Annotated in this window: 17 protein-coding genes; 13 read left to right on the top strand and 4 right to left on the bottom strand. The window is 70.5% G+C overall.

From position 1 onward, the window contains the following. Nucleotides 1-306 precede the first annotated feature (306 nt). On the top strand, nucleotides 307-627 hold the full coding sequence (locus ACFFNX_RS09305; protein ID WP_378198088.1) for a sec-independent translocase: 321 nt from the start codon (nucleotides 307-309) through the stop codon (nucleotides 625-627). Between the two features lie 22 nt (nucleotides 628-649). On the opposite strand, the gene ACFFNX_RS09300 is transcribed toward ACFFNX_RS09305, so the two are convergent. Then, nucleotides 650-2,107, bottom strand: coding sequence for an LCP family protein (locus ACFFNX_RS09300; RefSeq protein WP_378198086.1), 1,458 nt, complete (start codon nucleotides 2,105-2,107; stop codon nucleotides 650-652). A 256-nt stretch (nucleotides 2,108-2,363) separates the two neighbouring features. Between ACFFNX_RS09300 and ACFFNX_RS09295 the strand changes: the two genes are divergently transcribed. The 7 genes from ACFFNX_RS09295 to ACFFNX_RS09265 all read left to right on the top strand — a co-directional run bounded on the left by ACFFNX_RS09295 (nucleotide 2,364) and on the right by ACFFNX_RS09265 (nucleotide 11,613). Further along, nucleotides 2,364-2,717 carry an ArsR/SmtB family transcription factor gene (locus ACFFNX_RS09295; protein ID WP_378198084.1) on the top strand — a complete coding sequence of 118 codons (354 nt, stop codon included), beginning with the start codon at nucleotides 2,364-2,366 and terminating at the stop codon, nucleotides 2,715-2,717. Further along, nucleotides 2,701-5,427: a magnesium-translocating P-type ATPase gene (gene mgtA / locus ACFFNX_RS09290; RefSeq protein ID WP_378198082.1), complete on the top strand. Its 2,727-nt coding sequence runs from the start codon at nucleotides 2,701-2,703 to the stop codon at nucleotides 5,425-5,427. Before ACFFNX_RS09295 ends, mgtA begins: the two co-directional genes overlap by 17 nt. A gap of 150 nt (nucleotides 5,428-5,577) precedes the next feature. Beyond that, nucleotides 5,578-7,452 (top strand): CASTOR/POLLUX-related putative ion channel, encoded by a 1,875-nt coding sequence (locus tag ACFFNX_RS09285; RefSeq protein WP_378198080.1) that lies wholly within the window; start codon nucleotides 5,578-5,580, stop codon nucleotides 7,450-7,452. Nucleotides 7,453-7,489: 37 nt separating this feature from the next. Then, nucleotides 7,490-7,708: a Sec-independent protein translocase subunit TatA gene (gene tatA / locus ACFFNX_RS09280; protein ID WP_378198078.1), complete on the top strand. Its 219-nt coding sequence runs from the start codon at nucleotides 7,490-7,492 to the stop codon at nucleotides 7,706-7,708. Between the two features lie 129 nt (nucleotides 7,709-7,837). Then, nucleotides 7,838-9,178 (top strand): hemolysin family protein, encoded by a 1,341-nt coding sequence (locus ACFFNX_RS09275; protein WP_378198076.1) that lies wholly within the window; start codon nucleotides 7,838-7,840, stop codon nucleotides 9,176-9,178. Nucleotides 9,179-9,183: 5 nt separating this feature from the next. Beyond that, a complete protein-coding gene (locus ACFFNX_RS09270; RefSeq protein WP_378198106.1) occupies nucleotides 9,184-10,182 on the top strand; it encodes a hemolysin family protein in 999 nt (332 codons plus the stop codon). Between the two features lie 78 nt (nucleotides 10,183-10,260). After that, a complete protein-coding gene (locus ACFFNX_RS09265; protein WP_378198074.1) occupies nucleotides 10,261-11,613 on the top strand; it encodes an acyltransferase family protein in 1,353 nt (450 codons plus the stop codon). A gap of 173 nt (nucleotides 11,614-11,786) precedes the next feature. Here ACFFNX_RS09265 and ACFFNX_RS09260 read toward each other — a convergent pair whose 3' ends face one another. From ACFFNX_RS09260 to ACFFNX_RS09250, 3 genes are all read right to left on the bottom strand, one after another. After that, nucleotides 11,787-12,401: a DUF4190 domain-containing protein gene (locus ACFFNX_RS09260; RefSeq protein ID WP_378198072.1), complete on the bottom strand. Its 615-nt coding sequence runs from the start codon at nucleotides 12,399-12,401 to the stop codon at nucleotides 11,787-11,789. Nucleotides 12,402-12,657: 256 nt separating this feature from the next. Beyond that, entirely contained in the window at nucleotides 12,658-12,984 is a 327-nt protein-coding gene (locus tag ACFFNX_RS09255) for a hypothetical protein (protein ID WP_378198070.1), read from the bottom strand. Nucleotides 12,985-13,141: 157 nt separating this feature from the next. After that, the gene (locus ACFFNX_RS09250) at nucleotides 13,142-14,308 is read right to left on the bottom strand and encodes a PucR family transcriptional regulator (protein ID WP_378198068.1); all 1,167 of its coding nucleotides are present in this window, start codon (nucleotides 14,306-14,308) and stop codon (nucleotides 13,142-13,144) included. A gap of 381 nt (nucleotides 14,309-14,689) precedes the next feature. Here ACFFNX_RS09250 and ACFFNX_RS09245 point away from each other — a divergent pair, with 381 nt between their 5' ends. The 5 genes from ACFFNX_RS09245 to ACFFNX_RS09225 all read left to right on the top strand — a co-directional run. Continuing rightward, nucleotides 14,690-15,730, top strand: coding sequence for an iron-siderophore ABC transporter substrate-binding protein (locus ACFFNX_RS09245; protein ID WP_378198066.1), 1,041 nt, complete (start codon nucleotides 14,690-14,692; stop codon nucleotides 15,728-15,730). Beyond that, nucleotides 15,727-16,761: a FecCD family ABC transporter permease gene (locus ACFFNX_RS09240; protein WP_378198064.1), complete on the top strand. Its 1,035-nt coding sequence runs from the start codon at nucleotides 15,727-15,729 to the stop codon at nucleotides 16,759-16,761. Before ACFFNX_RS09245 ends, ACFFNX_RS09240 begins: the two co-directional genes overlap by 4 nt. 3 nt (nucleotides 16,762-16,764) lie before the next feature. Continuing rightward, nucleotides 16,765-17,823 (top strand): FecCD family ABC transporter permease, encoded by a 1,059-nt coding sequence (locus tag ACFFNX_RS09235; RefSeq protein ID WP_378198063.1) that lies wholly within the window; start codon nucleotides 16,765-16,767, stop codon nucleotides 17,821-17,823. Between the two features lie 4 nt (nucleotides 17,824-17,827). After that, nucleotides 17,828-18,682 (top strand): ABC transporter ATP-binding protein, encoded by an 855-nt coding sequence (locus tag ACFFNX_RS09230; RefSeq protein WP_378198061.1) that lies wholly within the window; start codon nucleotides 17,828-17,830, stop codon nucleotides 18,680-18,682. 125 nt (nucleotides 18,683-18,807) lie between these two features. After that, nucleotides 18,808-19,811 (top strand): AMP-binding protein (locus tag ACFFNX_RS09225; protein ID WP_378198059.1); only part of this gene is annotated, 1,004 nt, incomplete at its 3' end.

Genomic DNA, 19,811 nt, shown 5'->3' with positions numbered 1-19,811 from the left:
TGAGTTTGGTCGCCTGTCACAGGCGGTGCACTGCCATCCATGTCCGATCGAGAAAGTCGAAGGCAACGAGTACGACGTTGAAAGACCAAAACATGATGGTCGTACGGGCGTTACGTTGCCTGCTCATGCGCTCATGCGAACTTCACGGACGTGTGCGGGCGCCGGGGTGAGGGACCTCAGGTCGCCGTGGAAACGAAGTCTCTCCTACACTTGTGCAAGTCTACAACTGTTGGTGGGCGGGCGCCGGTCCGACGCGGGAGCTTGAGCCGTCCGCGCACCGTAGAGGAAGGCGGGTGGGTCCCGACCGTGTTCGACATCGGGTTGGAAAAACTCGCGCTGCTCCTGTTGCTGGCGCTGGTCATCTTCGGTCCTGACCGGTTGCCGCACGTCGCCCGTCAGGCGGCGGAGACGCTGCGCCGGCTGCGTGAGCTGGCCTACGACGCCACAAGCGAGATCAAGACGGGGCTCGGCCCGGAGTACGCCGACCTCGATCTCGCCGATCTTCATCCGCGCCGGTTCGTGCGCAAGCATCTGCTCGACGCTCTCGATGACGATCGCCATCCCCGCGATGACGAGCCCCTTCTCGCGTACGGCGAGCGCCCGCCCTACGACGCGGAGGCCACCTGAGACGGTGTGCCGACCGGGCTCCTCATCCGCAGATGTCCTTGAGCGACGTCGAGCCGCCCGCGGATGATCCGCCGGTGCCCGACGCGGTCTTCTTCTTGCCGCCGGTCGTCGTCGGTTTCGGTGTCGGAGGCTTCTCGCTGTCGGCGATCCCCGCACGCGTCACCTGGCGCATGACCTGGATCTCGGGCTCGTAGACGTGGAACCCGGTCAGTTTGTAGGGGTTGAACGGGATGCTGTGCAGGCTGGATCCCTTTTTGATCGAACCGGACAGCGTGACCAGGGCGGGAAGCAACTCGGCCGGAATGTTCGTGTCGACGGTGCCCTTCGCGGCCTCGGCGAGTTTCTCGAAGCGGGTGAGGATCTTCTGTGGGTTGGCCTGCTCGGCGATGTCCTTGAGCAGGCACTTCTGCCGATCCATCCGGTGAAAGTCATCGTCGGCGTGCCGGGACCGGCCGAACCACAGGGCCTTCTCCCCGTTCAGCCTCTGCCTCCCCGGCTCCAGGTAGCCCGTCGCCGGGCGCAGGTGATGCGGATCATCGTCGCCGCCGATCGGAAGCCGCTTGGTGACGTTGACGACGACCCCGCCCATCGCGTCGACGATGTCCTTGAAACCGTCGAGGTTGACGAGGATGTAGTAGTCGATCTTCAGGCCGAGGAGGTTGCCGATGACCTCTTCGGTCAGATGCGGGCCCCGCTGCCCCTTGGGCTGTCCGGGCTCCAGTTCCGGGTGCGTCTCGGCGGCCTGGTACAGCTCGTTCAACAGCCCCTGGTCGCCGGGGTAGCCGGTGTACCCCGCCGGCCAGCGGGTGCGCAGTCGCGCGGGCATCGGGAACTTCTGCAGGCTGCGCGGCAGGCTGAACAGCACCGTGTTGCCGTTGTGGGTGTCGATGCTGGCGACCGTCATGCTGTCGGGGCGGACGCCGCTGCGGTCCGCGCCGCCGTCCCCGCCCAGGAGCAGCACGTTCAGCCGGGGTTTGTCCTTCCATGGGTCGGCGGTGTTGATCTTCGGTCCGTTGCCGTCTCCATGGAAGATCGATCCGAGCGTGTCCCGCAGCACGTACGTGGCGTTGGCGGCGTACACCAGCGGTGTGCACAGCATCACGACGAGCACGGTGACCAGCGTCCCCGCGGTCACCCGGATCGCCGCGGGAAGCCCGGCCGGGCGGAGGATGAGATACGAGCGCAACACCACGCCCCCCCAGAAGACCGCGAGCAGCACGATGCCGATCGTGATCACGTTCAGCCACGTCCGCTGGACGGCGATCCGCTTCAACTCCTCCTGGAAGCCCAGTCCCAGCACGGCCAGCGCCCCGGACAGGGCGGCGAACAGGCCCATCAGCAGGAACCCGGCCGCCCGGCGGCCCGCCCAGATGTGCGCGATGCCCCACACCAGTGCCGAGGCGACCGTCAGCCCCAGCGCCCGCCACAGGCCCGCCACAGAGCCGGCGTTCGACCTGCCGGGTCGCTGATGTGCTCGCATGCGATCTCCTGTCGGATCACCCGCTCCGTCGGGACGCGGCACAGCGTATGCCAGTTTGTTGTGCCACTTGTACAAGTTGGCAACTATTCGAGTGTGTGATCCAGATGACGTATGCGGGGCGGCTTGCCGGCATCCGCCGTCGGTACGGTGGGCGGCACGCAGGGCTAGGATTCGATACTTGTACGGCGCGACAACTGTTCGCGTGGGGCGCGGAGCCACCCGCTCTCCCGGCCCGCGACAACGTGTGGAGGTAGCGGTGGCGGACACCAGCGTCGGCGCACCGGCGTCCCTGCCACCTGAGCTGCTTCAGGACATGGCGGCCACGTTCGGGTTGCTGTCCTCGACCATGCGGCTGCACATCGTGTGGGTGCTCGCGCACGGCGACCGCGATGTCGGCACCATCGCCGCGCAGGTGGGCGGCACCGTCCCGACGGTCAGTCATCATCTGGCGAAGTTGAAGCTCGCCGGGCTGGTCCGGTCACGCCGGGAGGGGCGTCACCAGGTGTACCTGGTCGACGATCCGCACATCGTGACGATCGTGCGGCAGATGGTCGACCGGATGCGTGACTCGTCCACGGGCTCGAGGCGCCACCGTGGCGTGGGCGCCTGACCCGTTCAGCGCCGCTGCCGTACCCGCGCCGGACGGGGCGGACCGCTCCCGCCTGCCACAGGTGCGTGGCCGGCTGGCGGAGTACGCGTCGATGCCGATGCTGCAGGTGCTGCGGCGGCTGGAGACCGGGCCGCGAGGCCTGACCGAGGAGCAGGCCCAAACCCGTCTGGTACGCCATGGCGAGAACGTCATCGCCGGCTCCGGCGCACCGGGCCGGGGCGCGCGGTTGCTGCGTGCGGCGACGAATCCGTTCGTGCTGATCCTGCTCGCGCTCGGCGGCGTGTCCGCCGCCCTGGGCGCGTTCGGCGCGGCGATGGTGATCAGCGTGATGGTGCTGGTCAGCTGCTGGTTGCAGGTTCGCCAAGAACACGGCTTCGACCAGGTCGCGGCCACCTTGCGGGCGATGGTGAGTACGACGGTCACCGTCGTCCGCCGCGCCCGGGCGCAGGCGTCGCCGCTGGCGCGAGAGACCCCGATCGACGAACTCGTCCCCGGCGACGTCGTCAACCTGGCGCCCGGCGACATGGTCCCGGCGGACCTGCGGCTGCTGCGGTCGGTGGGCCTGTCGCTGGACCAGGCCGTGCTGACCGGCGAGTCCCTGCCGGTCGCCAAGCGCGCCGCCCCTGATGAGGCGGCCGTGCCGGGCTCCGGAGGGGAAGGTGATCTGGGCACCTTCGACTGCCCCTGGCTGTGCTTCATGGGCAGCACGGTCGCGACCGGCACCGGGACCGCCGTCGTGGTCGCGACCGGGGCATCGACCTACTTCGGCGCGATGCACGCCCGGCTGCCGGCCCGGCGCGCCGAGACCGCCTTCGACCGCGGGGTGAAGGGCGTGTCGCGCGCGCTGATCGGCTTGATGCTCGTGTGCGTGCCGCTGGTGTTCGTGGTGAACGCGGCCGTGCACGGTCTGCGGTCCGCGGCGCTGTGGTTCGCGATCTCCGTCGCGGTCGGCCTGACGCCGGAGATGCTGCCGGTGATGGTCAGCACGGCGCTGGCCCGGGGCGCCAAGGTGAGCGCTCGCCGGAAGGTGATCATCAAGCGGCTGCCGGCCCTGCACAACCTCGGCGCGGTCGACGTGCTGTGCGTGGACAAGACCGGCACGCTGACCCGCGACCGGATCGCGGTCGACTGCCACTTCGACCCCGAGGGTCATCCGGATCCCGAGGTGCTGCGCTGGGCGGCCCTCAACAGCATGTGGGCCGCGCAGGACGATGGGGCGATGCTCGTCAACGAGCTGGACGAGGCGCTGCTGACCCACGCCGAGCACGAGGGCGTCCCCCTCGACGGCTGCTCCGGGGGCGGCGTGATCCCCTTCGATCCCGTCCGCCGGCGCGGCAGCGTCGTCGTACGGACCGGGCTGGGCACCGAGACGCTGATCACCAAGGGCGCCGTCGAGCAGGTCCTGGACTGCTGTACCCGGTTGCGGACCCGGCACGGGGACGTGCCGCTGACCGAGGCGGACCGCGACCGGCTGCGTGCGCTCACCGACCGGCACGCCGCCGACGGCGTCCGGGTGCTCGCGGTCGCCGTGGCCGACCAGCCGATACGGATCGGTGGTTACCGCCCCGCGGATGAGCAGGACCTGACGCTCGTGGGGTTCGTCGGTTTCCGCGACCACCCCCGTTCCTCCGCGGCGGCGGCCATCGCGGCGCTGGCCGAGCGCGGCGTCGCCGTGAAGGTCCTCACCGGGGACCACCCGCTGGTCGCGGCGCGGATCTGCCGCGACGCCGGCATCGATCCCGGCCGCATCGTGCTCGGCGAGGACATCACCGCCTCAGGCGACGCCGAACTGCGCGAACTCGCCGAGCGGGCCACCGTGTTCGCGCGTGTCGACCCGGAGCAGAAGGCCCGCATCGTCCGCGCGCTGCGGGCGGACGGTCACACGGTGGGATTCCTCGGCGACGGTGTCAACGACGCGATGGCACTGCGCGACGCGGACGTCGGGATAACGGTCGAGAGCGCCGTCGGCATCGCCCGCGAATCCGCCGACGTCGTGCTGTTGCACGGTGACCTGGACGCCGTGGCCGAGGCCGTGACCGACGGCCGGCGTACCTTCGGCAACATCGCCAAGTATCTGGAGATCACCATCTCCTCCAACTTCGGCAACGTCCTGTCGATGCTGGCGGCCAGCGTCATGCTGCCGTTCCTGCCCATGTTGCCGATGCAGATCCTGGTGCAGAACCTCTGTTTCGACCTGTGCCTGCTCCCGCTCGCCTTCGACCACGTGGACCCGCGAACGCTGAGGCGCCCGCGCACCTTCGAACCGGCCCGGCTCACCCGATTCGTCCTGCTGCTGGGGCCGATGAACACGCTCGCCGACCTCACCGCCTTCATGATCCTGCTGCACAGCACCGGCAGCCATCCCGCGCCGGTCGCCCAGGCGCTGTTCCACACCGGCTGGTTCGTCGAGAACCTGCTCACCCAGGCCGTCGCGGTCCACCTGCTGCGCGGTCCCCGGCTGCCGTCGCTCCGCGACCACGCCGCGCTGCCCGTCCTGCTGGGCACGCTCGCGCTCACGGCGATCGCCGCCGCGCTTCCGTACTCGCCGCTCGCGCCCGTCCTGGGGATGGCCGCCCTGCCCGGGACCAGCATCCTGTTGCTGCTCCTGGTCCTGGTGCTCTACTGCGTCCTCATCAGTGCCGCCAAGGCCCGGTGGCACAGGACCACGTCACTCCGGCGGCAAGACGTCGCGGAGGCCCACGGCGCCTGAGCCCGGATCTCGTCCGGTCCATCGCGCCGGATGCGTGTGCGACGGTCGCGACAGATGCTTGAATACTTGTGCAACCGTACAATAAGCATGTCTGGTTCGACGGCGAAGCGGAACGCCCCGAACGAGGCGACCACACGAGGAGACGCACGCGTGACGCAGGTCCGGTGGCGGGAGCGGGCACGATACGCCTTCGACAACACCATGTCGAAGGGGACTCCGGCGCTGATCGGCTGGCTGGGCCTGGCATCGGCGGTGTTGATCCTGGTCATCGCCTCGTTGGCCGCTCTGCTGGCGCCGAAGGACGCCGCCGAGAACGGGCACTGGCCCGGGGTGGTGTGGCGCAGCCTGCTGCGGACCCTCGACCCGGGCACCATGGGCGGCGACAGCGGCAGTGCCGTGTTCCTGGGGCTGATGCTGGCCGTCACGGTCGGCGGGATCTTCCTCGTCAGCGCCCTGATCGGTGTGCTCACGACCGGGCTTGAAGCCAAGATCACGGACCTGCGCAAAGGCCACTCCCGGATCATCGAGCGCAACCACACGGTGCTCCTGGGCTGGTCCGACCAGGTGTTCACGGTCGTGTCCGAACTGGTGAAGGCCAACCGCAGCGAACGGCGATCCTGCGTGGCGATCCTCGCCGACCGCGACAAGGTCGACATGGAAGAGGCGATCCGTGACCGGGTCGGCGACACGGCCAACACGCGTGTGGTGTGCCGCAAGGGCAATCCGCTCAAGCCCGCCGACGTCGAACTGGTGAGCCCGGGAACCGCCCGGTCGATCATGGTGATCTCGCCGCCGGCCCAGGACGCCGACACCCATGTGATCAAGGTGCTGCTGTCCCTGGGGGCCCGGCGCTGGGCCGCGAACCGTCCGCCCGTGGTGGCGGCGGTGACCGACTCGGCCAACCTTCCGGCCGCCCGGCTCGCCGGCGGGCCGGGCGCGGAGGTCATCGACGCGGATGACATCGCGGTCCGCCTGATCGTGCAGGCCCACCGCCAGTCCGGCCTGTCCACGGTCTGCACCGACCTGCTCGACTTCGCCGGGAACGAGCTGTACCTGCGCGCCGAGCCGTCGATGATCGGCACCAGCTACGGGAAGGCGCTGGACGCCTACGAGCTCGGCATCCCGATCGGGCTGCGCCGCGGCGACGGCGTCGTGACGGTGAACCCGCCGATGGACACCGTCATCGACGCCGGTGACGAAGTGATCGTCGTGGCCGAGGACGACCTGATGGTGCGTTACGCCAAGACCTCCCCGGAGATCGTCGAGGAGGTCATCACCACGACGACGGCCGAACCCCCGGTCCCGGCACGGACCCTGCTGGTCGGCTGGAACAACCGCGCCCCGAAGATCATCGGCCTGCTGGACGGGTTCGCCCATCCCGGCTCGATCCTGGACGTCGCCGCGCCGCACGTCGACCCCCGCGACGGGTTGCCCGCGCCGTCGAACCTGACCGTCGGGTTCACCCGGTGCGACCCCACCGACCGCAGCGCCCTGGAGCGGCTGGACGTCGGCACGTACCAGCACGTCATCGTCTTGTCCGACGACGCGTACGACCCGCAGCACGCCGACGCCCGCACTCTCGTCACGCTGTTGCACCTGCGCGACATCGAAGAACGCCTTGGTGATCCCTTCTCCATCGTGAGCGAGATCAACGACGACGCGAATCGCGAGATCGCCCAGGTCACCAAGGCCGATGACTTCGTCGTCAGCGCCAAGCTCATCAGCCTGCTGCTGACCCAGCTCACCGAGAACCACCATCTGCGCGAGGTCTTCGCGGCGCTGTTGGACCCCTCCGGCTCGGAGATCCACCTCAAGCCCGTCGCCGACTACCAGCTGCCCGACAAGACGGCGAACTTCGCCACCGTCATCGAGGCCGCCCGCCGCCGAGGCCACACCGCCCTCGGCTACCGCCTCCGCGAGCAGTACCACCGGCCGCCCTCCTACGGCGTCGTCCTCAACCCCGACAAGTCCGCACCCCTCACCCTGGCGGCCGATGACCGGGTCATCGTCCTCGCCGAGAACTGACCGTTGATGCGTGTACCTCGCGTGAAAGGAGACATCGATGGGCGAACTGGCTCCATGGCACTGGCTGATCGTCGGTTTGGTCTTCGTGCTGTTGTTCGGCGCCGGCCGTCTTCCGACCGCGGCCCGTTCCCTCGGCCGATCCCTGCGGATCTTCAAGACCGAGATGAACGGCATGCGGCGTGACGACCTCCAGGCCACGGCACTGGAAGAACCGGAGGTCGCTCATCGTCCGGATCCGGCCCGGCCCGACGCATGATCAGGGCGTAAGGTGCACAAAGGTAAAATGCGGGCAAATTGCGAGCTCGCTCCGGCCACCGGCTTCTATCGAAGGGATCGTGGTGTCCGCGTCGTCGGACCCTTCTCGCCGTAGCCCCGGCTGCGGGTCGTGCTGAGCGCGCTGGCCGGCGTCGCCGCGGTCCTGGCTCTGACCGTCGCGACGGGCTACTTCGTGGCGCAGGAGTTCGCGTTCGTCGCCGCGGACCGGGCCCGGCTCGACGCGGCCGCCCAGCGCGGGGACGTACGGGCGCGGCGCGCCCTGGCCGCCATGGGACGGCTGTCGTTCACGCTGTCCGGCGCCCAGCTGGGCATCACCGTCACCGCCCTGGTGGTCGGGTTCATCGCCGAACCGGCGACGTCCGCGCTGGTCAGGCCCTTGCTGGACGGCATCGGCGTCCCCGGGGCCGAGCCCGTCGCCGTGGCCGCCGGTTTCGTCCTGGCCACCGTGGTGCAGATGGTGCTGGGCGAGCTGTTGCCCAAGAACCTCGCGCTCGCGCGCGCCGAGTCGCTGGCGAAGTTCCTGACCCCCTCGACGCTGGCCTACCTGAGGGTCGCCGGGCCGCTGATCCGGCTGTTCGACGCCGCGGCGACCCGGCTGCTGCGCGCCGTGGGCGTCGAACCGGTGGAGGAGCTGCACCACGGGGCCACCCTGACCGAACTCGGCGACATCATCGGCGAGTCCCACCGGTCGGGCTCGCTGCCGGCGGACCTGTCCGCACTGCTGGAACGCGCGCTCACCTTTGGCGAGCGGACCGCGGCAGAGGTCATGGTGCCGCGGCCCGACGTGGTCCTCGTGTCCGCCGCCACCACGGTCGCCCGCGTCACGGACCTGATCGCCACGGCGGGACACACGAACTATCCGGTCTACGGCCGCGGCACCGACGACGTCGTCGGAATCGCCGGAGTAAGGGAGATCACCAAGCTCGCGTCGCCCGACGAGCCGATCGCCGACCTCGTACGCCCGGCGCTGCTCGTCCCCGACACCCTGCCCCTCCACAGCGTCATCGCGCGGATGCGGGAGGCCGGTGAGGAGTTCGCCTGCGTCGTCGACGAGTACGGAGGGCTCGCCGGCATCCTCACCTTCGAGGACATCGCCGAAGAACTCGTCGGAGACATCGCCGACGAGAACGACGCCGTACCGGCGGTCCCCGCCGCCGCCGAAGGGGCGTGGACGCTGAACGCCGCGACACGGATCGCCCAGGTCCGTGACCTGACCGGGCTCGCGCTGCCCACCGATCCCGCCTACGACAGCATCAGCGGGCTGGTCATGGCCCGAATCGGCCGGCTGCCGCAGGCCGGGGACCGCATCGAGGTCGACCTCGACCCCGAGTCCGGCTCGCCCGGACGCGCCGAGGTCGAGGTCCTCGGCGTGCGCCGGCGCGTCGCCCGCACGATCCTGCTGCGGCGCATTCCCCAGCGGGCAGAGGATCGGGGACGAGACCGGTCGTGAACCTGATGACCTCCTTCGTCGTCACGCTCCTGCTGCTGGCCGGGAACGCGTTCTTCGTCGCCGCGGAGTTCGCCATGGTGGCCGCGAGACGGCGGCGGCTGGAACGGGCCGCCGCCCGCGGCAGCCGCCCGGCGCGGACCGCCGTCGCCGCGATCGACGAACTGTCCCTCATGCTGGCCGGTGCCCAACTCGGCATCACCATGTGCTCCCTGGGCCTCGGCGCCGTCACCGAACCGGCGTTTGAGCACGTCCTCGACCCGCCGCTGGAGCTCCTCGGGACGCCGGAGGCCTGGCGTCACGGCATCGCCTTCACCGTCGCCCTGGCCGTCGTGACGTTCCTGCACATGGTCGTCGGCGAGATGGCGCCCAAGTCCTGGGCCATCAGCCATCCCGAGCGGTCCGCCCTCATCCTCGCCATCCCCTTCCGCGGCTTCGCCCGGATCGCCCGGCCGGCGCTGGCCGCGCTCAACGGCGTGACCACGGCTCTGCTCCGGCTGGCCCGGGTCCGGCCGCAGGCCGAGGCCGACGCTCACGCCGACCCGCAGCGCCTGTCCCATCTGATCACCGAGTCGCGCCGCCTCGGCCTGATCGGCCGGCCCGAGTACGACCTGCTCGACCGGGCGATCACCATGTACGAGGCGACCATCACGCACCTCCTCGTCCCCGCCGCCGAGGTCACGACCGTCCCGGCCGAGGCCACCAGCGCCCAGATCCGCGACGCGTCCGCCGCCCACGGACACACCCGCCTTCTCGTTCGCGCCGACGCTCACATCGAGGGCGTGCTCCATGTCCGTGACGCCATCACCGGCCCCGGCCGGCGCGCCACGGACATCACTCATCCGGTCCCCACCCTCGCCCCCGACAGCACCGTCCTGGCCGCACTCACCGCCATGCGCGCCGCCCGCGCCCAACTCGCCGTCGTCGCCACCCCGGAGAATCCCTTCATGGGACTGATCAGCCTCGATGACCTGCTCAGCGACCTTCTGACCGCCAACCCTCACTGATTGACGTCTTCCATGCGACCTCTCCGCTTTCGTGTCCATCCCTCGCGGCAGGCACCCGCCGGCACGGCCGATCCCCCTGTGCCCAGAGCCGCCGGCCCGCGAACGCGCCTGGCCTGGCTGGACCTGCTGCGGGGAATCGCGGCACTGGTGGTCGCGCTGCACCACGCCACGTACTACTACACGCCACGATGGCGGGCCGGCCTGGTCAACTGGTTCGACCCCGGCACGTACGGCGTTCTGGTGTTCTTTCTGATCAGCGGCTACATCATTCCCGCGTCCCTCGAACGGCACGGACAGGTCCGCAGCTTCTGGATCAGCAGGCTGCTGCGCATCTACCCTCTGCTGACGACCGCGTGCGCGATCATGGTGCTGCCGTTCCTGCTCGGCGCCCGGGGACTCCGCGCCGGGCTGGAGAACTACCGGCCGGCCACCGCCGTCCTGGCGCACCTGACCATGCTCCAGGACGTCCTCGCCGTACCGAACGTGATCAACGTTCTCTGGACGCTCTCGTACGAGATGCTGTTCTACCTGCTCGTCGTCGCCCTGTTCGTCACCCGCACACACCGGAGATCCGCGCCGATCGCCGTCACGCTGGCCGCCGCCGCGGTGGTGGCCGGTGGTGTGCTGCCGATCGCCGTGCTGTCCAGGACCGTCGGTACGGGCCCGATCGTCGCGCTCGCCACCCTGGTCATGGCGACCGCCATCACCATGACCGTCTCGGCCCGGCCGGCGCTCAGAATCGGCGGCGCCGTCACCGGCGGCGTCCTGGCGCTCGTCCTGGTCAGCGTCAACGGCCGGATCGGCCCCTGGCAGGGCCTGGTGATCCTCGCGGTGATGTTCACCGGCACCGCCCTGTACCGCGCCGAACACCGCCAGATCCCCCGGCGTACCGCGGCGCTGTCCGCGGGTCTGGTGCTGATCGGCGCCATCGTGGCCGGAATCCTGCACGCCCAGGTCACCATGTCCAAAGCGCAGGCGGACGCGTTCGCCGTCTACTGGACCGGTTCGGTCCTGCTGGCGGCCGTCACCTTCGCGGCGGGATGGGCGCTACGCCGCCACCGCATCCCGGCGTGGCTGACCGGCCTGGGCACGATCAGCTTCTCGCTCTATCTGCTCCACCCCGTCCTGCTCATGCTCTCCGACCAGTTCGGCGGCACCCCCGACCACGACGACGCGATCCGGCTCGCCATCTTCACGGCCGTTCTGATCATGGTCAGCGCCACGACCTACCGCTACATCGAGGCGCCGTTCCAACGTCTCGCACGCCGCATCATCCGCCGTTCTGGACCAGGGCCCGAGCGCGGTCAGGCCGCCTCGCACGACGTCCTCGTGCGGGATGACGGAGTCGCCGTCGGGCAGGCGTCCGGTGAGGTAACGGCCGATCATCCGGTCGGGAAGGAGGCCGGCCGCGGGGCCCGCGGCCGGCGGTGAGCGCGGCGCCCCGTTCGCGGACCATCGAGGCGACGCCGTAGCCGACCTCGCCGCCCCAGCCGTCCGGAACGGTCATTCCGGCGCTGGGGCGTCTCTCGTCGTCGATTCTTCTGCCACCCGTCTTCTGCCACCCGCCCGATGGCCCGCCGGGCACTCCCGGCCGGATCCGGCGCTCAGGCGGCCTTGAGCGGGCGGCTCAGCTTCTTCCCCTCCGTGGCGTGCGAGACGAGGCAGGTGACGAGGTGATCCCCGTGCCGCCATCCCTGCGCCGACGGATGGTAGTTGGTGATCGCGAGCACGTCGGCCGCCGGATCCCGGTCGATCTTGGCGCCGACGAGCTTCCGGCACAGCAGCCGCGCCTGTTGTTGTATCTGGTCGTCGGTCGGCAGGATCAGGCCGTGCAGGTTCTGGTTGGCCAGCACCTCCATGTCGTGGGGCTGGTCGCACGGGACCACCTTGACGTTCTCGGCCGCGTCCGTGGAGGCGTCGTTGATGCATTGGCCGACGCGCATCTTCCGGACGTCGATCTTCGTCGGGGCGGTCCGGGTGGGGCTGGGCCGTGTGACCTCGGGCGCGGCGGCCGTCTTGGCGCCGCTGGAGAACACGTAGCCGGCGATGCCGATCACGGTCCAGGCGCAGAACAGGGCGATACCGGCGATCGCCATCCCGCGGCCGCGGCCACCGCGCCGCCCGATCTGGCGGAGTGCGATGATGCCGAGAATCAGGCCCACGAACGAGACGCATCCCAGCAGTCCGGTGATCAGGCTGCCGACCGCGAGACCGTTCATCTGGTCGTTGGCGGCCCGGTGCGAGGCGGCATCGGGAGGAAACGCCGCCTGTTGCCCTCCAGGCGCGGGATACGGCTGTGGGGGATAAGGGGGCTGGTGGCCCTGAGACGGGGCGTTTCCGGGGTTATCGGGTCCGGAGGGATATGTCATTGGTGAGATCCGCAGTCGTTGTTATTTCGAATGGCGGCGGGTGAGCCGAGGAGGTCTGGTACGGCAGCCGGCCGCCGATGGCGAGAACACGATCTGTCGTACCGGCTCATCGGGCGATCTCCACCAGGAGGCCCATGCCCCCGCTGCGGGAGGGGCGCAGCCCGGCGGCCTCCCGCACGCCGCGAATGCGCCCACCGAGCTTGACCCAGGTGCCAAGCGTTATCGTTCCGAACAGCACGGAGCGCAATGCCATGCCCGCGCCGGTCGAGCGGCGGGGGTTGAGCCGCGCCGATTCACCGCGCGCATGGCAATACCGGACGCCGGGCGGATCACGGCGTTTCAGCTGAGCGGCGGCGGGTGCCGGAAGGCCGCCGTTGTTCGGCGCGACCCGATGGTCCTTCGGCGGCGGTGCGTGCTGATAGGGCTGACTCACGTACGGCTCCTGTCATGAAATGCCACCCCTCGCGGGCGGCGAAGAGATCCTGACAGGAAGCGAAACGCGCTCGGCCGGAACCCGTCGCTCATTTCCCGATCGCGCAAAGACCGCACCGGGTCCTTTTCCCGGTCGGGTAATGCGCCGTATCGGCCGATCAGCCCTCGGCCGTGGCCTCGGGGAGGCGGGCGGCGGTGAGCGCGCTCCGCAACACCTGTATCCCGTGGGCCGTGCCCGGGTCCAGGCCCGTCAGCTCCCGGACCCGCTGGATCCGGTAGGTGAGGGTGCGGCGGTGGATGAACAGCCGCCGCGCCGTGCGTTCGCGGTCCAGGCCGCACTCGAACAGCACCTCGATCGTGTGCTGGAGCTCCGTGCCGTTCCGCAACGGCGTCAGCTGGTCGGCGAGCCGCTGCCGTATGGAGGGCTGCCCCGCGATGGCCAGCTCGACCAGCAGCTCGTCCATCCGGTACGGACGGTTCTGCGCGTCCGGTATGGCGGCCACCAGCCGGACGGCCTGCTGTGCCTCGGCGAAGGCGGTGGGGACCGCCGTGAGGTCGGCGGCGTAGGCCTCGGCCGCCTTCACGGGCCGGTCGGCGGCGTCCGACAGCTCGTTCATGAGGTCGGCGGCGACCGCGCGCGCCGCGAGTGGATCGCGGTCGACCGGAAGGAGCACCAGCAGCCCACGCGGCTCCGCCCGCCAGAGGGCGCCGGGCCGGGAGCCGAATGCGGCGGCGAGGATCTCGTCGCGGGTCGCCGCGTCGGAGGGCGGTTCCAGCCGGCACGACACGACCAGGTATCCCGCCGGCAGAGTGATGCCGGCCGCCGCCACCACGCCGTCCGCCGGCCTGCCCGCCAGGAGATGGTTCAGCACGAGCGCACGCGCCCGCTCCTTGTCGCCGAGTTCACGCTGGGCGGCCGTGTAGGCCGGCTCGGTCGCCTCCAGGATGCGTGGATGCTCGCGTGTCGTGTATTCCGCGAGCTGCATTATCTCGGAATGGTTGGCGGAGTCGACCATGGAATAGATGTCGCGGAGGCCGGCCAGATATGCCACCTTGAGCCCGGCCCGGAGGTCGGCGATCGGAAACATTTTCGCGCCACGCTCGCGGCCGATATCCCGGAAGAAGCTCATGTGCTTATCCGAGATCGGCTCGTCGGTCATGGACATCTCAACGACAAGGCGTACGGCGTGGTGCAGTTCGCTGTCCAGATCGACGCAGTACTTGTCCTCGATCGTGGAGTAGCCGGGCACGTGGGCGATCATCGCCGCCCGCATCGCGGCAACGGTCGCATCCCGCCGTTCCGCCGAGCGTGCCACGAATGTCACGCCATTCACCTCCGCCACCTGCTGATCCGCTACCGGGCGAAAGTCAGCACATTATCGTAAAGTGCGATCCTTTGCTCGACATGCTGGAGGTGTACATTCGTCGGGCATATCCCCTCCGGACCCGTCGATGACGAACCGGGTCTTTGGTCCGGTGGATCCGCTCCGCGGCTCCTCGCACGCGGGCCGGGCCGCCGTCAAAGGCCTTTCGGCCGGGCCTGTCGCATCCGAGAGGAGCCGGTATGCCGCCGGGGCGAATGCCGTGCGGGGGGTGCCCCCTGTTCTCCTAGTGGCACTTAGGCTAGGCTCACCTAAGTTAAGAGGCCTCCTCCGTCTGTGGCCGTGACGCGATGGGCGGGAGATCGTTGAGCGAAGGAACCCCCCATGCGTCTACGCCTCCGGCATGTGCTCGCCGTTGCCCTGTTCGTCGGCTTGATGGCGGCAGGGTGCGGGTCCGGTAAGGCGACCACGCCGGCGTCGCGATCCTCCGCGGCCGGTGCGGCCTTCCCGGTGACCATCGCCCACAAGTTCGGCACGACGACCATCAAGGCGGAGCCGAAGCGGGTCGTCACGGTGGGGCTGACCGACCAGGACGCCATGCTGGCGCTCGGCAAGGTGCCGGTCGGCACCACCGAGTGGTTCGGCGGGTTCCCCGGCGCGATCGGGCCCTGGGCCACCGGCTACCTGCACGGCGCCCCGCTGCCGACCGTGCTGAAGGACACCGGCACGGGCCCGCAGGTCGAGAAGATCGCGGCCCTGCGCCCGGACCTGATCCTCGCCGTGTACGGGGGTTTGACGAAGAAGCAGTACGAGACCCTTTCCAAGCTCGCGCCCGTGGTGGCGCAGCCGAAGCAGTACAACGACTTCGGTGTCCCGTGGGACGTGCAGACGAAGACGATCGGCCAGGCGCTCGGCAAGGAGAAGCAGGCCGACACACTGGTCGCGGGCGTCCAGGCCAAGTTCGCCGCGGTCCGTAAGGCCAACCCCGAGTTCGAGGGCAAGACCGCCGTCTCGGGCACCCCGTACGAGGGCTATTTCGTCTACGGCAGCCAGGACCCCCGGTCGCGGACGCTCACCTCGCTCGGCTTCCGGCTGCCCACCGACCTGGACAAGCTGATCGGCGACCAGTTCGGCGCCAACATCAGCAAGGAGCGCACCGACCTGCTCGACCAGCAGGTCATCGTCTGGTCCGTCTCCAACGTGGCCAAGGACGCGCCCACGCTGCACGCGGACAAGCTCTACGCCGACCTGAACGTCGTCAAACAGGGCCGGGAGGTCCTGGTCGGGGAGGACACCCCGTACGGCGTGTCCTACTCCTTCGAGACGGTGCTCAGCCTGCCCTACCTGCTCGACCGGCTGGCGCCCCAGCTCAAGGCGGCGGTCGACGGTGATCCGGCGACCAAGGTCGAGCAGCCCGCGCAGTGACCGGGGTGGCACGCGGCAGGCTCCGGCGGCCTGTTCTCCTGCTGACCGGGCTCGCCGGCTGCCTGGCTCTGCTCTGCCTGCTGTCGCTGGCCCTCGGCGCGCTGAACGTGCCGTTCGGTCAGGTCGCCGGCGCGCTCACGGGGCGGCATGAGAGCACGGTGGTGCACAACGTGATCTGGTCCGTCCGGGTCCCGCGCACCGCGCTGGGGCTGCTGGCGGGCCTGGCGCTCGGCCTGTCCGGCGCGCTGATGCAGGCGCTGACCCGCAACCCGCTCGCCGACCCCGGGCTGCTGGGGGTGACCGCCGGCGGCGGGTTCGGGGTCGTGATCGCCGTCGGCGTCTTCGGTCTGGGCTCCCTGTACGGCTACATCTGGTTCTCCTTCGCCGGGGCGCTGCTGACCAGCGTGGCCGTCTACCTTCTCGGCCGGCTCGGCAGGTCGGGTCTGACCCCGGTGAAGCTCGCGCTGGCGGGCGTGGCGGTGAGCGCGCTGCTGTCCTCGGTCACCAGCGCGATCGTGCTCACCGACACCGACGCGCTCAACCGGTACCGGTTCTGGTCGGCCGGCTCGCTCGCCGACCAGAACGGCGGCGCCGTCCTGGACGTCCTGCCGTTCGTCGGCGTGGGCGCGGTCCTCGCGCTGACCTGTGCTCCGGCCCTCAACAGCCTGGCGCTCGGTGAGGACGTCGCGGCGGCCCTGGGGCGCCGGCTCGGCATCGTCCGGCTCCAGGGGGTGACCGCCGTGACGCTGCTGACGGGTGCCGCGGTGGCCGTGATCGGCCCGATCGTCTTCCTCGGCCTGGTGGTGCCGCACGTCGCACGCGTGCTGGCCCAGTGGGCCGGCGTCGGGCCGGACCACCGCTGGCTGCTGCCGCTGTCGGCGCTGATCGCCCCGATCATCCTGCTGGCCGCCGACATCGTCGGCCGGATGGTCGACCGTCCGATCGAGATCCAGGCGGGTGTGCTGATCGCCTTCCTCGGGGGGCCGTTCTTCATCGCGATGGTTCGTCGTCGCCGTCTCGCGGAGGTGTGAGTCGTGACCACGTCCGGCGCGCCGGTTCCCCGGTACTTCCGGCTGACGCTTCTCCCGGTCTCCGGCCTGTTGCGTCCCCGGCTGATCGCGGTGTGCCTGGGCGTCACCGTGCTGACGGCGCTGGTCGTCTGCGTGAGCCTGTCGGTCGGCGACTTCTCCATCGGCCTGCCCGATGTGGTCAAGGCCCTGGCCGGCACCGGGAACCCGGGTGACGTCGTGGTCGTACGGGAGCTGCGGCTGCCGCGTGTCGCCGCCGGCCTGCTCGTCGGCATCGCCTTCGCCCTGTCCGGTGCGCTCTTCCAGACCATGACCCGTAATCCGATGGCCAGCCCGGACGTGATCGGGCTGACCGAGGGCTCCGGCACGGCGGTCGTCGCCGCCATCATGTTCGGCTGGGACGGCGGGCTGGGACTGCAGACGCTCGGCCTGCTCGGCGGGCTGGCCAGCGCGCTGCTGGTGTACGTGCTGGCCTGGCGTCGCGGCACGACCGGATACCGCATCATCTTGGTCGGTATCGGAGTGTCGTGGATGTGCTCGAGCGCGACCGACTACCTGGTCGCCCGCGGCGGGCAGTTCCAGGCCCAGGCCGCGCTCGGCTGGCTCGTCGGCAACCTCAACGGCCGCGACTGGGACCAGACGGTGCCGCTGGCGCTCGCCATGGTGGTGCTGGTGCCCGCGGCGCTGGGGCTCGGCCGGCTGATGCGCACCCTCCAGCTCGGCGACGACGTCGCGGGCGGGCTGGGCACGTCCGTGCAGTGGGTGCGCCTGGGGCTGATGCTGACGGGCGTCGGCCTCATCGCCTTCGGCACGGCCGCCGCGGGGCCGGTCGCGTTCGTGTCGCTGATGGCGCCGCAGATCGCTCAGCGGCTCGCGGGCACGGCCTGGCCGCCGCCCATCACCTCGGCGGTGACCGGGGGACTGGTCGTGGTCGGCTCGGACCTGGTCGCCCGCACCCTCATCCCGAGCACGGAGCTTCCCGTCGGCATCGTCACCGGTGTCCTCGGCGCGCCCGTGCTGCTCTGGCTGCTCATCCGCGCCAACCGCGCCGGTTCAGGAGGCTGAACGCATGGACGACCCCGCTCCCGACCTGCGCGCGCAGAACCTGAGCCTGGCCTACGACGGTGAACCCGTTGTGACCGGCCTGGACCTGGCCGTCCCGCCCGGCCGGATCACGGCCGTCGTCGGCGCCAACGCGTGCGGCAAGTCGACCCTGCTGCGCGCGCTCGCGCGGCTGCTCGCCCCGCAGTCCGGCGCGGTGCACCTCGACGGGCGCGCCCTGCGGTCGATCCCGACCCGGGAACTGGCCCAGCGGCTCGGCATTCTGCCTCAGGGGCCGGTCGCCCCGGACGGCCTGACAGTGCTCGACCTGGTCAACCGCGGCCGCTCTCCGCACCAGACCTGGTGGCGGCAGTGGTCCAAGGCCGACGAGAGCGCCGTGTACGCCGCGCTGGCCGCCACCGACATCACCGACCTGGCCGACCGCTGCGTCGACGAGCTGTCGGGCGGTCAGCGGCAGCGCGCCTGGATCGCGATGGCGATGGCCCAGGGCACCCGCGTGCTGCTGCTCGACGAGCCGACGACGTACCTCGACATGGCCCACCAGATCGACGTCCTCGACCTGATCACCGACCTCAACCGGCGTGATGGCAGGACCATCGTCATGGTCCTGCACGACCTCAACCAGGCCTGCCGGTACGCCGACCACGTGGTGGCCATGAAGGCGGGCCGGATCGTGGCCGAGGGCGACCCGGCCGACGTCATCACGGCCGCGATGGTCGAGGACGTCTTCGGCCTGCGCTGCCAGGTGACGACCGACCCGGTCAGCGGCACCCCCCTGGTGATCCCGATCAGCCGTCACCACATGCCGGAACCGGTGCCGGGCGGCGCCCGCGACGAACGGCGCACGACCGCCGGCGAGTGAGGCCGAGGTCACCGGACAATCCGCCACGGATACCTTGTACTTAGGTAAGCCTTACCTTAGTGTCATCTCGGTCGGCCGGGATTCGCTCCGGCCACGATCGGCGAGCCTGGGGAGCTGCACGGACGATGTGGACGAGCGAGTCCTGGGACGGCGGCCCCTGCACCGTTCCGCACGCCTCCTTTCCCGACCTGTTCGGGGAGCAGGTCCGCCGCGCGCCGGACGCGGTGGCGGTGGTGTACGAGGACGTCACGCTGACCTACCGCGAGCTCGACCGCAGGGCCAACCGCCTCGCGCACGCGCTGGTGGCCCGCGGCGCCGGCCCCGAACGCGTGGTGGCGCTGGCGGTGCCCCGGTCTGCGGACCTCATCGTGGCCGAGGTCGCGGTGCTCAAGACGGGGGCGGCGTACCTGCCGCTCGACCTCGACCACCCCGCCGAGCGGATCGCCTACATGCTCGATGACGCGGGGCCGGTCTGCGCGGTGGCCACCGAGGCCGACGCGTCCGCGTTCGGAGCGGTCCCACTCGTGGCCCTCGACGCTCCCGGCCTCCAGAACGAGCTGCGGAGCCTGCCGGACACCGTGCCCACGGTCGCCCCACACATCCTGAACGCCGCGTACGTCATCTACACCTCCGGCTCGACCGGCCGGCCCAAGGGCGTCCAGCTCTCCCACACCGGAGTCGCCAAGCTCGTCTCCACCCAGCGGGAGCGGTTCGGCGCCGACGCGGGCATCCGCGTGCTCCAGTTCGCCTCGCCGAGCTTCGACGTCGCGTTCTGGGACCTGTGCCTGGCGCTGCTGTCCGGCGGGCGGCTCGTGGTCGTCCCGGCCGAACGCCGGGTGCCCGGCCCGGAGCTGACCGAGTACGCATGGGCGAACGCGGTCAACTTCATGATCCTCCCGCCCGCGCTGCTCGCGGCGATGCCGGCCGGCCTCGACCTGCCGCCCGGCATCCTGCTCGCCGGCACCGAGCGCGTCTCACCTGAGCTCGTCGCCCGCTGGGGCGCGGGGCGGCGGATGTTCAACGCGTACGGGCCGACCGAGGCGACGGTGAACTCCACGCTCGGCGAGTGCGACCCCGCCGCGTCCGGCGCGTCCGTGCCGATCGGCCGTCCCGACCCGGGCACCCGCGC

This window comes from Actinoallomurus acaciae, from assembly GCF_042429965.1.
Lineage (GTDB): Bacteria > Actinomycetota > Actinomycetes > Streptosporangiales > Streptosporangiaceae > Actinoallomurus > Actinoallomurus acaciae.
Note: the sequence above shows the minus strand (reverse complement) of the source record. Positions and strands in the feature narration are given on the sequence as shown.

Bases quoted from the DNA above. Each gene is read 5' to 3' on its own strand.
- ACFFNX_RS09300 (WP_378198086.1), bottom strand. From the start codon at position 2,107: ATGCGAGCACATCAGCGACCCGGCAGGTCGAACGCCGGCTCTGTGGCG.
- tatA (WP_378198078.1), top strand. From the start codon at position 7,490: ATGGGCGAACTGGCTCCATGGCACTGGCTGATCGTCGGTTTGGTCTTC.
- ACFFNX_RS09270 (WP_378198106.1), top strand. From the start codon at position 9,184: ATGACCTCCTTCGTCGTCACGCTCCTGCTGCTGGCCGGGAACGCGTTC.
- ACFFNX_RS09260 (WP_378198072.1), bottom strand. From the start codon at position 12,401: ATGAACGGTCTCGCGGTCGGCAGCCTGATCACCGGACTGCTGGGATGC.
- ACFFNX_RS09245 (WP_378198066.1), top strand. From the start codon at position 14,690: ATGCGTCTACGCCTCCGGCATGTGCTCGCCGTTGCCCTGTTCGTCGGC.
- ACFFNX_RS09230 (WP_378198061.1), top strand. From the start codon at position 17,828: ATGGACGACCCCGCTCCCGACCTGCGCGCGCAGAACCTGAGCCTGGCC.